Source organism: Bacteroides sp. MSSM.1001136sp1_RTP21357st2_D2_RTP21359_211015, from assembly GCF_040913205.1.
Classification (GTDB): Bacteria; Bacteroidota; Bacteroidia; order Bacteroidales; family Bacteroidaceae; genus Bacteroides; species Bacteroides ovatus.
Window position 1 is genome coordinate 178,409 of the sequence record NZ_JBDFVF010000002.1, and the last position, 15,756, is coordinate 194,164.

General features: G+C 42.7%; 8 protein-coding genes. 1 reads left to right on the plus strand and 7 read right to left on the minus strand.

The window, feature by feature from the left end; translation table 11 throughout:
• Positions 1-186: 186 nt before the first annotated feature.
• The 5 genes from AB5217_RS02610 to leuS all read right to left on the minus strand — a co-directional run bounded on the left by AB5217_RS02610 (position 187) and on the right by leuS (position 9,585).
• The gene (locus AB5217_RS02610) at positions 187-4,095 is read right to left on the minus strand and encodes a two-component regulator propeller domain-containing protein (protein ID WP_032854515.1); all 3,909 of its coding nucleotides are present in this window, start codon (positions 4,093-4,095) and stop codon (positions 187-189) included.
• Between the two features lie 121 nt (positions 4,096-4,216).
• Positions 4,217-5,059: a flagellar motor protein MotB gene (locus tag AB5217_RS02615; RefSeq protein WP_032845826.1), complete on the minus strand. Its 843-nt coding sequence runs from the start codon at positions 5,057-5,059 to the stop codon at positions 4,217-4,219.
• Between the two features lie 31 nt (positions 5,060-5,090).
• Complete coding sequence (locus AB5217_RS02620; protein ID WP_032845864.1) at positions 5,091-5,672, minus strand: non-canonical purine NTP diphosphatase; 582 nt, start codon at positions 5,670-5,672, stop codon at positions 5,091-5,093.
• Positions 5,673-5,722: 50 nt separating this feature from the next.
• Complete coding sequence (locus AB5217_RS02625; protein ID WP_008775348.1) at positions 5,723-6,640, minus strand: YitT family protein; 918 nt, start codon at positions 6,638-6,640, stop codon at positions 5,723-5,725.
• Positions 6,641-6,750: 110 nt separating this feature from the next.
• On the minus strand, positions 6,751-9,585 hold the full coding sequence (gene leuS, locus AB5217_RS02630; protein ID WP_032845824.1) for a leucine--tRNA ligase: 2,835 nt from the start codon (positions 9,583-9,585) through the stop codon (positions 6,751-6,753).
• A gap of 735 nt (positions 9,586-10,320) precedes the next feature.
• Here leuS and AB5217_RS02635 point away from each other — a divergent pair.
• Positions 10,321-12,891, plus strand: a complete 2,571-nt coding sequence (locus AB5217_RS02635) for a family 78 glycoside hydrolase catalytic domain (RefSeq protein ID WP_004324129.1) — start codon at positions 10,321-10,323, stop codon at positions 12,889-12,891.
• A gap of 114 nt (positions 12,892-13,005) precedes the next feature.
• On the opposite strand, the gene AB5217_RS02640 is transcribed toward AB5217_RS02635, so the two are convergent.
• Together AB5217_RS02640 and AB5217_RS02645 are read right to left on the minus strand one after the other, a co-directional pair.
• Positions 13,006-13,923 carry a HEPN domain-containing protein gene (locus AB5217_RS02640; protein ID WP_008646918.1) on the minus strand — a complete coding sequence of 306 codons (918 nt, stop codon included), beginning with the start codon at positions 13,921-13,923 and terminating at the stop codon, positions 13,006-13,008.
• A 58-nt stretch (positions 13,924-13,981) separates the two neighbouring features.
• Positions 13,982-15,733: an AAA family ATPase gene (locus AB5217_RS02645; protein WP_004324127.1), complete on the minus strand. Its 1,752-nt coding sequence runs from the start codon at positions 15,731-15,733 to the stop codon at positions 13,982-13,984.
• Positions 15,734-15,756: the final 23 nt, after the last annotated feature.

Sequence of the window (15,756 nt, forward strand, 5' to 3'; positions counted from 1 at the left end):
GATCAACATGATATTAATTAATAAAATAATTTAAGGCTATCAAACGGGGGATAATCCATTCGATATCTACTTCTGGGAACAAAGGTATGTGATTAAAAAAAGGATTCGGGTCAATAATCGGACAATTGATGCAACAGTTCAGACATCACGCCGATTAAACGAAATATTTGATATTTATGTCTGAAATCATATCACGGATTTGTCATCAGACTGGTACTGGCTCGGTTTCACACCAAACCGTTCCTGGAAACATTTGGCAAAATATGACGGCGTTTTAAATCCCACCATATAGCAGATTTCGGACACGGTAAATCTTTTCTGGCTTAATAGCATGGCGGCTTTCTGAAGTCTTACATTGCGGATATAATCCAGAGGCCCGACCCCCATGTATTTTTTAATGATACGATACAACTGTTTATTGGGCATCTCACACTTCTCACAGACAAAATTGACATTCAGATCCGGGTCGGAAATGTTATCTTCTATGACTTTTGAAATCCTGGCCAGTTGTTTTTCCGACACAGACTCCGCCTCAATGGGTTTTACCTCGGTAATGGCCTCGATACGAATGGCCTCTTGCAACTTGGCGCGCGATTGCAGCAGATGCTTGACCCTGCCCAATAACACTGAAGGTTCAAAAGGTTTCGACATAAAGATGTCAATACCTAGTTTGACGCTTTCATTCTCCGTACTATTATCTGTTTTTGCGGTAAGCATTATAATAGGTATATTCGCCAGACGGGTATTTTGTTTTAAGCGTTGTATCATTTCCAATCCTTTCATTACAGGCATCAATTCGTCCGATATAATCAAATCGGGAATGAAAGATTGCGCGATAGAGAGTCCGGCGCGTCCATTTTCCGCCGACAAGCATATATAGTCCTTCTTTAACAAATCATATATGAACTCTGATATTTGCCGGTTATCTTCGACTATCAGAATTTTGGGTTTCTTATAATCAGCATTATCCATATCTGTATTATGCTCGATTATGGATTTCTCTGACAAAGGTAAGGTAACAATGAACGATGTGCCTTGACCTTTTTCACTGTAAAGCTCAATCTTGCCTTTCATCAGTTCGATGTATTTTTTGATAAGGTACAGACCGATACCGGTACCCTCACGCATCTTGGATGTAGAAGGTGCACGGAACATACGTTGGAATATCAGAGGCTGGTCTATTTCGGCTATACCGATGCCGTCATCCGACACCACGATATGAATATTCCGGTCAACACGGCTTATGCCGCATGAGATGGTAGAATCATCTTCAGAATACTTGCAGGCATTTGACATAAGATTGGTGATGATAGATTCAAACTTAACTGCATCAGCTTCTATTAAAAGCTGGGGCACCGAGGAATGGAATACGAATTTCTTTTGCGGATGATTCTCCTTGAATGTTTCAAAAATGCTTTTGCAGAAATCAACTGCATTGAATGTAGAAAGTATCAATAAGTTTTCTCCCCCGTCTTCCAAGTGATTGATTTCAAGCGTACGGTGTATCATATTGTTTAGCTTGACAGCATTTTCATAGACAGTTTCGAGACTTTTCAGCATTTCTTTGTCCTTCACTTTTTCTTTGAGCACGCTTACCGGCCCCATAATCATTGAAAGCGGTGTCTTCAGGTCATGAGAGATGCTGGAAAGGAAAGTCAGTTTTCGTTCTACATTCTCAAGGGATTTGCGTCTGTCCTCTTCCTGAATAAGTCGGGCATTGCGTTTACGCATATATAATATGACACACGCTATAATGGCGAGAATCATTAAGAAATACAGGCAGAAAGCCCACCAGGACAGAGGCCAGGGCGCTTGTACGTTCAACGGCAATGAAAATGCAGGCCCCAACGTACCCACTGTTTTCAGCAGTATGAAATAGTCGCCCATCTTCAGTTCGGACAACGAAATGGTATTGAAATCTTCAGGCATTATAATCCATCTGCCGATGGTATCAGTCTGAGATTTGGCTAACTTATATATATACCGTTGCAATGCATCGGGAGAATAGTCGAGATTGCTGACAACAAGCGTCAAATTTCCACCGTAGGGAATAGTCAATCCTTTCTCTTCGGGATTCAGCCGGGACAAATCAAAAATATCGTCATTCACACTTGTCAGAATCATCTTAATCTTTGCCTTATCAGTCCCATCATCTATGATACGGGGGTCAACTTCGGTAATCTCATCAATTCCACCTAAATAAACTTTTTGGGTTACAGAATCGGCGAAGATGGATTTATACGACTTTTGCGGTATCGGCAAGAGATTTACCTCAAAGGTTTTGCCATCGATGTTCCATACATTGGTCACAGTCGATATCCACATGCCCTCTCCAACTTTTCCAATAGCCAATATGCTTTCATCGCCATCGGTTTTTGGGAATTTGATAATATGATGGGAATTGTCCTTATTGAAGACAACTGCACCGCCTTTAAAGGCACACCATAATCTTCCTTGTTCATCCAGAGCAAGAAGAGTGGGATAATTACCAGTCATCTCTTCTATATTGTATCTTTCTACACGTCCGTCGGGCGTAACTTCCGTCAATATGTTATCGCTGAAGCACAATATCCAAATATTGCCGGAAGGATCTTTTATAACCTTATTTATAAGGTCATTATTCAACTTTAAATTCAGATTCTTAAAAATCGGTGAGCTGACATTAATCGAATTGTCGGAGACAATTACCCCGCCCGAAGAATCGAACTTGGATTTTGACACATAATGGAGTCCTCCCAGATAGCTGCCAATCATATAATTGGCACCGTCTTCCTCTAAGGCATAAACCCAGTTTGAAGAATGTTTGCCCTCTTTGTCGACTATGTGGAATACATCAAAATTGTCTGCCACGGCGTTGTAGCGATTTAGTCCTCCATCAGTGGCAAACCAGATATTCCCGTCAGAATCCTCCTTTATAGCCCTTATGTGATTGTGGGATAGGGAATGTGGCTTTTTCGAAGGTCGATACCACTTTGCCGGTTCGTTTTCAGCAAGTTTTATAATGCCATTGGTTCCACTGATCCACAAAACTCCTTGCCTGTCTCTATAAATTGAATGTATGTCGTTTCCTTCGCCTGAAAGAGTGAGAGTACTTAACTTGACAATACGTATGGCATTAGAACTTGAAGCTATGGAAAATCCTACCTCATGTCCTACCCATACATTATTTGTATTATCGGAATGAATACACCATATTTCATTGTTTGAAAGCGTCTGTTCTTGTCGCGAGTCGTGGAAGTATTGTTTGACGTTATTACCGGAAAGATCAAATACGCCATTGTCGGTTCCAACGAGAAGGTGCCCGTTGTCTGATTGTGTGAGGCTCTTGATGTTGTTTCCATTCACATGGGCATTTTTCTCCCAAGCCCCTGTCATAGGAGTGTAGCAGTACAATGTTCCCTCGGTTCCTACATAAATATATTGGTGGTCAGACGTTTCGAGCAAACAGTTGACAAACAGATTGTTTGAGGTTTTCTCATATTCCGGAATATTCACTTCCTTGAATACTTTATCACTCGAGTCCCATCTTGCGAGACCGTCATACGTCCCTGCATATAATATTCCTCTACAATCTCTTAGAATTGAATATACTGACTTGTGCGGCAATCCTTCAGAAACATTTTTGATTTCTTTTGTATTTAGATTGAAAGTATACATTCCGTATATGCTACCAACCCAAAGTATGTCATCAATCAACAGCATACATCTTATTTCTTTGGGAGAATCAGTTGTATAATATTCGAGTGTGTTTCTGTAAAAGGAAAACGTCATAAGCCCCTTATTCGTACCCAACAATAATACGCCGTCATTTTCAATAATGGAGTATATAGGATTTCTTCCTATTTCCGTCTCACTTACTGCGTGAGTCGTCACGCCGTCGTAGAAGAATAAGCCATTATTTGTCCCTAACCATACTATCCCCCTACTGTCAGTAAAAATGCAATATACAGACATTTTCTTTCCGATGCCGGAAACATTCTTCCAGACAAGCTCTGATTCCGGAAGTGTAGAAAAAGCGACACAATTCACTGCAATACCTAACATCATTACGAGTGCCACTATCTTGGTGAAAAGAAAATATGTATTTTTTTTCATTTTGATTACACGTATAAAGTTGATATCGAGATAAGGATAAAATTATTTCGTTGAATAGTAGAAAGCAAAGGGAAGATACAGCGTTTTGAATCTGCATCTTCCTTTTTTCAATATGAAATTCTTAGTTTTGTCCTTCCGAACTTTGAAGCATCTGGAACAACTTATCCAGTTTCGGAGCCATGATAATCTCCGTACGGCGGTTCTTACTTCTGCCTTCGGCTGTTTCGTTATCATCCACAGGCATATATTCACCGCGACCACTAGGCTGAATCTGCAAAGGATTCACATTGTAATTCTTGATGAGGATACGAACTACGGAAGTGGCACGGATCACACTTAAATCCCAGTTATCTTTGAATTGTACAGTATTGATTGGTTTGTTATCCGTATGACCTTCAATAAATACATCAATGTCCGTCTGCTTGTTTAGTACTTCAGCCAGTTTACCGAGAGCTTCTTCTCCGCGTTTATCCAGGCGGGCACTTCCTGATTGGAATAATAGTTTATCGGACATAGCTACATATACTTTTCCGTCTTTCTCACGAACGGTCAGCTCGTCGGTACTGAAACCAAGTAAGGCATCTTTTACATTGCTCAAAAGATTCTGTACTTTATCGTTTTGCGCTTTAATCATATCCTGCAACTCATTGATGGTACGTTCTCTTTCGTTAAGCTCGTTTTTCTTCTGGCTCAACAGGGCATTCAGCTTTTCCTGTTCGGTCATATTCATGTTCAGCATACTTTGATACTGACGGATACTGTTTCCCATTTTGGTGGTATCACGCAAAAGATTCTTGATTTGTGCCGACATTTGCGCGTTTGTATTGCGGCAGTCGGTCAATAATCCTTGCAAGCTATCTTTGCTTATAGTAGCTGCCATTTCCGCCTGCATGAACTTCTTTTTTGTTACACATGAAGTATATAACAATAACGTAAGTAAAGTAAATAAAGTAATTTTCTTCATTGTGTTTTATATTTTAAGTGGGTATGTATAATTAGCTTTGCAGAAACTCACAAAGTTTCTGTACAGCCAGTGCACGATGGCTGATTTGGTTCTTGATATCATTTCCCAATTCGGCAAAAGTCTGGTCGTAACCTTCAGGCTTAAATATAGGGTCGTAGCCAAATCCGGAATCACCACGTTTTTCTTTGATTATTTCGCCTTTTATCACTCCTTCAAAGAAATATTCCTTTCCGTCCAATATCAACGAAATAGCGGTGCGGAATTGTGCTTTACGGTTTTCTTTTCCGTCCAGTTCGTGAAGAAGTTTGAGCATATTTGCCTGGGCGTCGTGTCCTTCACCTCCTGCATAGCGGGCGGAATAGACTCCGGGAGCTCCGTTCAAGGCTTCCACTTCCAATCCCGTATCATCGGCAAAACAATCCAGATGATAGTTTTTGTAGATATAGGAAGATTTTAATAACGCATTTCCTTCCAGTGTTTCAGCAGTTTCGGGAATATCCGCTTGGCAACCGATATCATTGAGACTTAATAATTCTACTTGATCTCCCAGGATAGCGGCCACTTCTTCCAGTTTATGAGCATTATTGGTAGCAAATACAAGTTTGCGTTTCATCATCTTATTTTTTGTTTTAACAGGGTTGTTCACTACTTATCAACCGGTTATTATTTCACTTTCAGCTTATCGAATCCTTCGCCATACACACCGATAACGGAACTTTGAGAGATAAAAGCATTCGGATCAATGCGTTTTACCAAACGGAAAATTTCGAGTGACTGACGTTTCTTGGCAAGTACTACCAACACTTTCACATTGGTTTTACTGTACCATCCCGTACCGTCGAGTACCGTTACTCCCCGGTCGGCGTCTTTAATGATACGGTCGGCTATTTCATCATATTTCTTGGAGAAGATGAAAAATTGAACCGATTGACGGGCACTGTTGATAATCCAGTCGAGCACAACACCAATAATAAATAGGGTGACAAAACCGAAAATAACCCGGCGCCAATCATGAAATATAAAGTAACAGGAACTGATAATGAATACATCACAAATCATAATCATTCGTCCAAGCGATACATCTTTGTATTTATTGACGATGGCTGCGATAATATCTGTTCCACCCGTACTTCCATTGTAGTTGAAAGTGATACCGAGGCCTACACCGCACATGGCTGCACCAATAATACAGGCCATAAAATCCTGTCCTGTACCGAGCAATAGCGGCTTACCGTCCGGCGTCATATCCGGTGCTTCTACGTAATTGTTCACCACTAACTGGAATAACCAAAGCAGAAAAGTCAGCGTAAAAATAGCATAAGTCGTTTTTATACTGAATTTCGGACCCAATATCCGGATGGCAAACGTCATCAGAACTGCATTGATAATAAAGTATGACCACTGAATTGGAAATCCTGTTGCATAATAGATAATAGCTCCGATACCGGTAGTTCCTCCGGTAGTTATCTGATAAGGTAACAGGAATGCAGCCCATCCCAAAGAATAGCTTATCAATCCGAGAGTGATATAGATGTAATCTTTCACTTCTCTCATTATTTCCGCTTTTGTCAGTTTATGCATGGATTTTAAGTTCAAGTATTAGGTAATAAGTATTAACCTGACGGATATATTTGGAAAACGACTACGGATAATACTTATTACTTAATACTTATTGTTTTATACTTAATACTTTAAATTACAACGTTTACAATCTTTTTCGGAACGACAATGATCTTTTTCGGAGTCTTGCCATCAATCCACTTCTGTGAACGTTCGTCTGCCAATACTGCGGCTTGGATAGCGTCCGAAGCTTCATCTGCTGCAAATTCCATATTGAAACGTGCCTTTCCGTTGAAAGAGATGGTATAGTTGATAGTATCTTCTTTCAGATATTCTTCGTTGTATGCAGGCCATTGGGCGTCGCATACGGAAGTTTCGTGTCCCAATACATCCCACAACTCTTCGCAGACATGCGGAGCGAAAGGAGCGAGAGTGATAACGAGCTGTTCCAGAATCTCTTTTTTGCTGCATTTCAGGTTGAAGAGTTCGTTTACACAAATCATGAATGCGCTGATAGATGTATTGTAAGAGAACTGTTCAATATCACCAGTCACCTTCTTGATTAATTTATGAAGGCTCTTCAATTCTTCTTTTGTTGCAGGTTCGTCCGTTACCAGATATTCGTCCGTACGGCTGTAGAACAACGACCAGAATTTACGGATAAAACGGTGTACACCGTCGATTCCGTTTGTATCCCACGGTTTAGACTGTTCTACCGGGCCGAGGAACATTTCATACATACGAAGTGTATCTGCACCGTATTTCTCAACAATCATATCCGGATTGACTACATTGAACATAGATTTACTCATCTTTTCAACTGCCCATCCGCAGACATATTTTCCGTCTTCGAGGATAAATTCGGCTGTTTTATATTCAGGACGCCATGCTTTGAATGCTTCCAAATCCAAAATATCATTAGATACGATATTTACGTCTACGTGAATAGGGGTAACTTCGTACTGATCTTTCAGGTTCAGTGAAACGAAAGTATTGGTGTCTTTGATACGATATACAAAGTTGCTGCGGCCTTGAATCATTCCTTGGTTTACTAACTTTTGGAAGGGTTCTTCCATTACAGACACACCCATGTCATACAGGAATTTATTCCAAAAACGAGAATAAATCAAGTGCCCTGTTGCATGTTCGGTACCACCTACATATAGGTCTACATTTTTCCAGTACTGGTCAATTTTCGGATCAACTAATGCCTGATGATTATGCGGGTCCATGTAGCGGAGATAATAAGCCGAAGAACCGGCGAATCCCGGCATGGTGTTCAGTTCCAGCGGGAAGACGGTTACATGGTCAATCTTCTCATTTTCTACGACACATTTGTTTACTGTATCCCAAGCCCATTTAGTTGCGTGTCCTAATGGAGGTTCACCTGTTTCGGTAGGCAGGAATTTAGCGACTTCCGGAAGTTCAAGCGGCAGGCTGGCTTCGTCGATCATATAAGGCATTCCGTCTTTGTAGTAAACAGGGAACGGCTCACCCCAGTAACGCTGGCGGGAGAAGATAGCGTCACGCAGACGGTAGTTCACTTTCACACGGCCCAGATTGTGGTCTTTTACATATTTCTTGGTCGTTTCTATCGCTTCTTTGATAGTCAGTCCGTTCAGTGAAAGATCACAGTAAGGAGTGACATCCGGACGCGGAGAGTTACACACGATACCTTCTTTTGCATCGAAACTTTCTTCGCTAACATCACAACCTTCTACCAACGGACGGATTTCTAATCCGAAATGTTTGGCAAATGCATAGTCGCGGCTATCATGAGCAGGTACAGCCATAATAGCTCCTGTTCCGTATCCGGCCAGTACGTAATCGCTGATCCATACGGGTACTGCTTCACCTGTGAACGGATTGATGGCATACGAACCACTGAATACACCGGTAACGCTACGGTCGGCAATGCGTTCACGTTCCGTACGTTTTTTGGTACGGTCGAGGTAAGCGTCTACTTCTGCTTTTTGTTCAGGAGTCGTTAATTGTGCCACCAATTCACTTTCCGGAGCTAATACCATAAAAGTAACACCGAACATGGTATCTGCACGAGTGGTGAAAATTGTGAATTCGAGGTCACTGTCTTTTACTTTGAATTGCACTTCAGCACCTTCCGAACGTCCGATCCAGTTTCTTTGGGTTTCTTTCAGAGAATCTGTCCATTCGATCGTGTCCAATCCATCAAGCAAGCGTTGTGCATACGCAGATACACGCAAACACCATTGGCGCATTTTCTTCTGGATAACAGGAAAACCGCCACGTTCGCTGACTCCGTCTACTACCTCGTCGTTAGCCAGTACAGTTCCTAATTCGGCACACCAGTTTACCATTGTTTCACCCAGATAAGCGATACGATAGTTCATCAGGATTTCCTGCTTTTCTTTTTCGCTTTTGGCGTTCCATTCTTCGGCAGTGAAACTGATTTCTTCGCTGCAAGCGGCGTTCAGTCCTTTGTTTCCGTAGATGGCGAAGGCTTTTTCCAGTTCTTCGATAGGACGGGCTTGCTGTTCATCGTTACAATAATAGCTGTTGAACATTTTTTGGAAGGCCCATTGCGTCCAGTGATAATATTCCGGGTCGCAAGTACGGATTTCACGGTTCCAGTCGAAAGAGAAACCTATTTTGTCCAACTGCTCGCGATAGCGGTTGATATTGTTGACGGTAGTGATGGCAGGATGCTGTCCGGTTTGGATAGCATATTGTTCTGCCGGCAGACCGTAAGCGTCATATCCCATCGGGTTGAGTACATTGAAGCCTTGCAGTCGTTTGTAACGGGCGTAAATATCCGAAGCAATGTATCCCAGCGGATGACCTACGTGTAGGCCGGCTCCTGATGGATAAGGAAACATGTTTAGTACATAAAATTTTTGCTTCGAATCATCTTCCGTAACTTGGTAGGTTTTCTCTTCTACCCACCTTTTCTGCCACTTCTTTTCAATTTCTCTGAAATTGTACTCCATAGTGATAAAGTTTTTATTTATAGTGATTTATACTGTTATTTCTAATTCGAGGCACAAATTTACGTGTTTATTTTCAGATAACCACGCTTTCCCTATTGACTTTCTTCTTTTTATTTTGTATATTTGAGGTCAATAAAATAAAGAAATAACAATGAAATATATAAATTTTATTACATAAAGTTCAATAGGTTAATGTGCAAAATTGCATAACGAGGATAACGAATGGGCAAGAAACTGTGAAGGTTCTTGCCCATTTTTGTTGCAATAATTCTATTTCAAATATTGAAAGTGTCAAAAAAGAGTTTATAATAAACTTGGATACCGTTTATAATAAACCCCTTCGTTATTTATTAAAAACTTGAATAGAGTTTATTCGATTTCGAGGTTTTTGTGTAAAGAAGAAAGAATGATTGCAATGAATAACTGGCATCTTCTTTTCTTATTTGGTAAATAATAGGTACAATAGGCTGAATGATTGTATTGATTATATTATTTTACAATATATCATTGTTTTGCTTGATAATCGATCATTCAATGTACAAAGTTCCTGTCGTCTGTTCAATCAGATCGGACTTATGAGTCAGTTCCGGATTGAATAGAAACCAGCATTGAGTCAAAAAAAATGCAGAAATCGTCTGTCATATCATATAATTCTGTAATTTTGTTGTGAAAGCCCTGTAAAACTAAAACAGCATTTCCAAGTTAATCTTTTAATACTAAAAAATACATATAAGTATGAAAATGAATTTCCATTGTTTTGAGAATCTTATCCCGATAATGATTCTCGCGCTTTTCTTGAATAGCGGACTGATAAACGCAACCGAAGTCGGAAAACGTACTGACCCATTGGAAGCATCAGCCTGGAACGAATCCAAATGGATTTCAGCAGTAGACGCCCCTGTAGTGAAAGGACATAACAACGGTCGCGCAGCTGATGGTGCCAGTTGGTTCGTGTCTACCGTGAAAAATGAACAGAAAATAGTCTCCGCCAAGTGGATGACCGCTGGACTGGGAGTTTACGAGTTGTATGTGAATGGGAAACCTGTAGGCGGGGAATTTCTGAAACCGGGCTTCACACACTATGCCAAGACCAAACGTTCTTTCACCTATGATATTACAGACATCATCCGTACCAAGCCAAACGCCGAGAACATGCTTTCCGTACAGGTGACGCCAGGATGGTGGGGTGACAAAATCATAACTCCCGGAGGATATGACGGCATGATAGGCAAGAAATGTGCCTTCCGTGGTGTACTGGAACTAACTTTTTCTGACGGAACCAAAAAGCGTTACGGTACTGACCTTAAAAACTGGAAAGCCGGAATTGCCGGCCCGGTGAAACATGCCGGCATCTTTGACGGAGAAGAGTACGATGCACGCGAACGGATGGGCTACGAATGTGTGGACAAACTTTCCACCCCCGAAGAGAATACAGAATTCTCCGGCGACATCCTGCCTTCAGACGGAGCGGAAGTCTATCTGCGTACAGATCTTGCTCTTGCTCCTATCAGAGCATATATTTGGAAGAATATAGAAGGAGCGAAAGAGAACGAGTTCGGTAAGGTAATTATCGCCCGTGAGTTCGCATCGGGTACGGAGATGACCGTAAGTCCGGGAGAGACGTTAGTGGTGGACTTCGGGCAAAACTGTGCCGGTGTACCCTCTTTCGTATTCAAAGCTGCCGAGGGAACAGTGTTGACCTGCCTTCCCGCAGAGTTGCTCAATGACGGCAACGGTGCTAAGATTCGTGGCATGGACGGTCCGGAAGGAAGTTGCCATCGCGAAAACCTGCGCATCCCCCACACCGGTATTCGTCTGGATTACACCTTTGCTGCCGGAGATAATTATGTGACCTACTACCCTCATTGCACCTTCTTCGGCTACCGCTACGTCTCCATAACTGCCACCGGAAATGTCTCTATCAAGTCGTTGAAGTCCATCCCCGTTACTTCCATCACAAAGAAAATGGAAACCGGCACTATCACCACAGGTAACGACCTTGTGAACAAGCTCATTTCCAACACCTATTGGGGGCAGCTATCCAACTACCTCTCAATACCTACCGACTGTCCGCAGCGCGACGAGCGCCTGGGCTGGACAGCAGACACACAAGTGTTTGCCGAAACCGGTACGTTCTTTGCTAACACCATGAAGTTCTTCCACAAGTGGATGCGTGACATGCGCGACACCCAAAACAGTTTGGGCGGATTCCCCGGAGTGGCTCCCTTGGCACAATACGGTGATGAGAAAATGCGTTTGGGTTGGGCCGATGCCGGAATCATCGTGCCTTGGACGGTATGGAAGCAATTCGGTGATACGCAAATTATTGAGGAGAGCTGGAACGCCATGGACCTGTTTATGAACCACATCAACGACACCAAATATAACCACGAGACCCTCTGCGGTGAGAACGGCAACTACCAATGGGCTGACTGGTTGAGCTACGAACCACTGGAAAGTTGTAGCGGACTCGCTTTCTCTCCCCAAGGCCCGCTTCCTGATGCCGTCAGCTATTGGAACTATTTGAGCGCTTCCTACTGGGTGATAGATGCTTTCATGATGCGGGATATGGCTGCCGCCACCGGTCGCGATGCCGCCAAGTACCAGCAAATGGCCGATTCGGCAAAGGCATACATCAAAAAGAACTTCCTCAACGAGGACGGCACCTTCAAAACCGCCATCCTCAACACTATGCAAACTCCTGCCTTGTTCGCCCTAAAGAACCAGCTTGTGGAAGGCGAAGCCAAAGCGAAGATGATAGACCGCCTGCGCGAAAACTTCGCACAGCACGATCTTTGCTTGCAGACCGGATTCCTGGGCACATCCATCCTCATGGCCACCCTCACGGAGAATGGCATGGAAGACATTGCCTATGAACTCCTCTTCCAACGTAAGAACCCCAGCTGGCTATACTCTGTGGACAATGGAGCCACCACCATTTGGGAACGGTGGAACAGCTATATGATAGACAAAGGAATGGGACCGCGCGGCATGAACAGCTTCAATCATTATGCCTACGGATGCGTATGTGAATGGATTTGGGAAACCGTTGCCGGCATTGCAGCCGATCCTGCTACTCCCGGCTTCAAGCATATCATTATGAAGCCCATTCCAGACAAGCGATTGGGACACGTAACTGCCGAATATCGTTCCGCTGCCGGACTCATCAAGAGCGCCTGGAAATACGAAGGAGATACCTGGATTTGGGAATTCACCATTCCTAAGGGTGTTACCGCTACCGTAACCCTTCCCAGAGAGATGAAGTCAAAGGAGTATGGAAGTGGAACTTACAAGGTGACCAAATAGTTCTTCATATAAGAATTTGATAGTAAGGAGATGTATCGAAACTCTCTTTTAACGTGATTACCCTCATTACAGATAGCTGTGATGAGGGTAATTCTTCATTTTTATAATATATGGTTATATCTTGTCTTTCTCTTCTTTTTCTATCATCTCGTCGTAATATGTCATGCGTGCAGCACATTCCCGGATAGTCACTTCGCGCAGCACCTCTGTTCGTGCCAGCATATACTCGTATTCCTCTTTGTTAACGGTGAACAGCCGGTTGTATCGCGCTTCGATATATGCCCTGCATAATTTATCAAACGCTTTATTTTCTTCGGGAGTATTGGTAGGAAACACATTAGCAAATCCTCGTGAACAGCTTCTGACCATCGCTCCCAGTACTTTCAATTCATGAGATTTAGGGCGAATACCGCTATACACAAGAGTAAACGTTTTGTAGTAACGTTCGCAGGCTTGATGTAATAAGAAAGAGCCATATTTAAAATTACCTTTTTCGTAAGCAGTATGCCCCGAATCTAGAAAACATTCTCCCATGTAGAAACATTCTTCATATTCTTCCTCTGCATATTGCTTAATCTCCCGATACGGCAACTTCTCAGGTTTACCAATCTGAAACGTACCATTGTCATACAATAGAATTCCGTCTTTTATAATTTCATAAAAGAAATAATGCTTTCTTCTTATAGCTCTATTAATGGTCACTGGAGTTTCTACAATAATATTAGGCGGTGCCGGATGCCGCTTTCCTTCCATTCTTGTATCATATTTAGGAACGATCACCTCGCGCGCATGCCTCTCTGCTTTATTTGCGTCTCTCGTATCACATATCACCAGAATATCCAAATCACTTTGGTAGTAAGTAGTTACTCCACGTTCGTCGTATGTTTCATCCCAGATGACATATTTTCCCCGCGCATAACTTCCATACAAGATAATCATACGCACATTCGTAAGATTCGACAATATCAGCTCTTGCAACACCGCCAACTCTTCTTGCGTGCGTTTGGGCAAACGTTTTATTGATCTTTTCATATTGTTAGCCTATCTGTTTTTTGCATAATGCGCTTGTAATGCGAGTGCCTTTTTTGTATTAAACCTCTTCGCATATCGGCATATCCATTCCTTTGTACACCACCACAATCTTATGAAGCTGTGTAGTGCCGACTGCTCTCTTCACCGTATCAGTGTCAGCATAGCGATTGGCTTGGTCAATAGCTTCCTGTCGCAGTTCTTCCACGCGGTTTTCGGGATCTTTATACTTGGCATACTTCAGTTCCACAATGTAGCTGTGCTTCATGTCTGAATAGATATCCAGTAGCGGACAGAGGAAAATATCGACATAACCTGCCTGTGTGTCCTGTTCGGAAATGGGACGGTAGAAACGGTTTTGTGCCGTCATGGCAAGCGTAAAGCCGTGGACAAAAAATTCACCTTTCTGCTTGTCTCGCTGGGAAGTGTAGCGTTTCAGGCAGTCGGCAATATAACCGAAATAGGCTTTCCAGTCGCCATCGTAGGCAAGAGCACTGGCAAGTTCGTTTTTTTCGTAACTACTGAAATTGAGTTCGGCTTCGTTATAGGTACTTAGCAGATAAGTGTAGATTTGTTCGCGGACTACCTGATTAGGGATGGTGAGTTTGGTCTTTCCTTTATACGTGCCGCTAATGGTGAGCATACCGAAATAGTAGAGCAGGCTCACAAAGTTGTCGGGGTTGGTGATATTGACAGCAGGAAAACCTTTTTTCAGTTCTCCGGTGACGTAGCCTTCGCTCACCAATGTCTGTATGATGGAGGCATCATGGGCAAACTCTTTGTCCTTCCGGATGAGCATACGTAATTTTTCGTAGTCGATACGGATATTGTCTTCTACCATATCCCGGGGGGCTTTGCCTCGTTGAATATAATTCTTGACGAAGTAGAGTACCATATTAGAGTTGTACATAGTGGTTTCACCATAACATTCTTCCGCAAAGCAGTAGTTGTCATACCAAGGTTTCATTATTTCTATCAATTCGTCCACACTGTGGTTGAATGGACTGGTGGTGGAATAATAAGTGAGCATTTGGCGCACTTCTTCTTCCGTGAAACCTATCATCTCGTTGAATTCCGGTGTGAGCGAGTAGTTGGTTCCGATATTGAAACCACTTGTGAGGTCGTCCATTGTCACGGGGCTTACGCCGGTGATGAAACAACGCTCGATGCTGGAATAGGTTCCGGCTTTGATTTTATTGAAAAAAGCGCGCAGATAACCTTCGCCATGTGTTTCGTCCGTATAGCGGTGCAGGCTTTCTATATCCGAGAGGATAGCATTGGTGAAATGGTCGTATTCGTCGATAAAGAGGTAAATACGTTGGTTGGTCTTATTACATTCTGTGAACAGGTATTCAAATTGTTCGACAGCTCCTTCTTTTTTGTCGAGTTCTTCCTTGATGCCTTTGGGGAGATAGTCGGCGTAAATGTCACAGAAATAGTCGAACATTGTTTGGCAATGCGCGTCCAGCCCCTTGCGATAGTTGTGCAGTTCGCCTACTATTCCGGAGAAGTTGAGGTATAGTACCAGATAGCTGTTCCGGTCGCGCGTAGGGTGCTTTCCGATGTAAAGGTCGCCAAACAGCGCTTCGAACTTATCCTTGGCAAGTATATCATAATAGTGCTGCAACATATTTACAGTGAGGCTTTTGCCGAAACGGCGCGGACGAATAAAGAAGAAAAACTTGTCCGCTTCTTCTATCATGGGTATAAACCGGGTTTTGTCCACATAATAACAGTCGTCGCGGCGGATTACTGCAAAGTTCATCATGCCGTATGGGATACGTTTTCTGTCCGGTGCTATATATTTTTCCATAACTTATACCTTATTTTAGGAGC

What these genes read in the sequence shown, in the direction of transcription:
- AB5217_RS02615 (WP_032845826.1), bottom strand. Translation starts at nt 5,059, where the DNA reads ATGAAGAAAATTACTTTATTTACTTTACTTACGTTATTGTTATATACT.
- AB5217_RS02625 (WP_008775348.1), bottom strand. Translation starts at nt 6,640, where the DNA reads ATGCATAAACTGACAAAAGCGGAAATAATGAGAGAAGTGAAAGATTAC.
- AB5217_RS02640 (WP_008646918.1), bottom strand. Translation starts at nt 13,923, where the DNA reads ATGAAAAGATCAATAAAACGTTTGCCCAAACGCACGCAAGAAGAGTTG.
- leuS (WP_032845824.1), bottom strand. Translation starts at nt 9,585, where the DNA reads ATGGAGTACAATTTCAGAGAAATTGAAAAGAAGTGGCAGAAAAGGTGG.
- AB5217_RS02620 (WP_032845864.1), bottom strand. Translation starts at nt 5,672, where the DNA reads ATGAAACGCAAACTTGTATTTGCTACCAATAATGCTCATAAACTGGAA.
- AB5217_RS02635 (WP_004324129.1), top strand. Translation starts at nt 10,321, where the DNA reads ATGAAAATGAATTTCCATTGTTTTGAGAATCTTATCCCGATAATGATT.
- AB5217_RS02610 (WP_032854515.1), bottom strand. Translation starts at nt 4,095, where the DNA reads ATGAAAAAAAATACATATTTTCTTTTCACCAAGATAGTGGCACTCGTA.
- AB5217_RS02645 (WP_004324127.1), bottom strand. Translation starts at nt 15,733, where the DNA reads ATGGAAAAATATATAGCACCGGACAGAAAACGTATCCCATACGGCATG.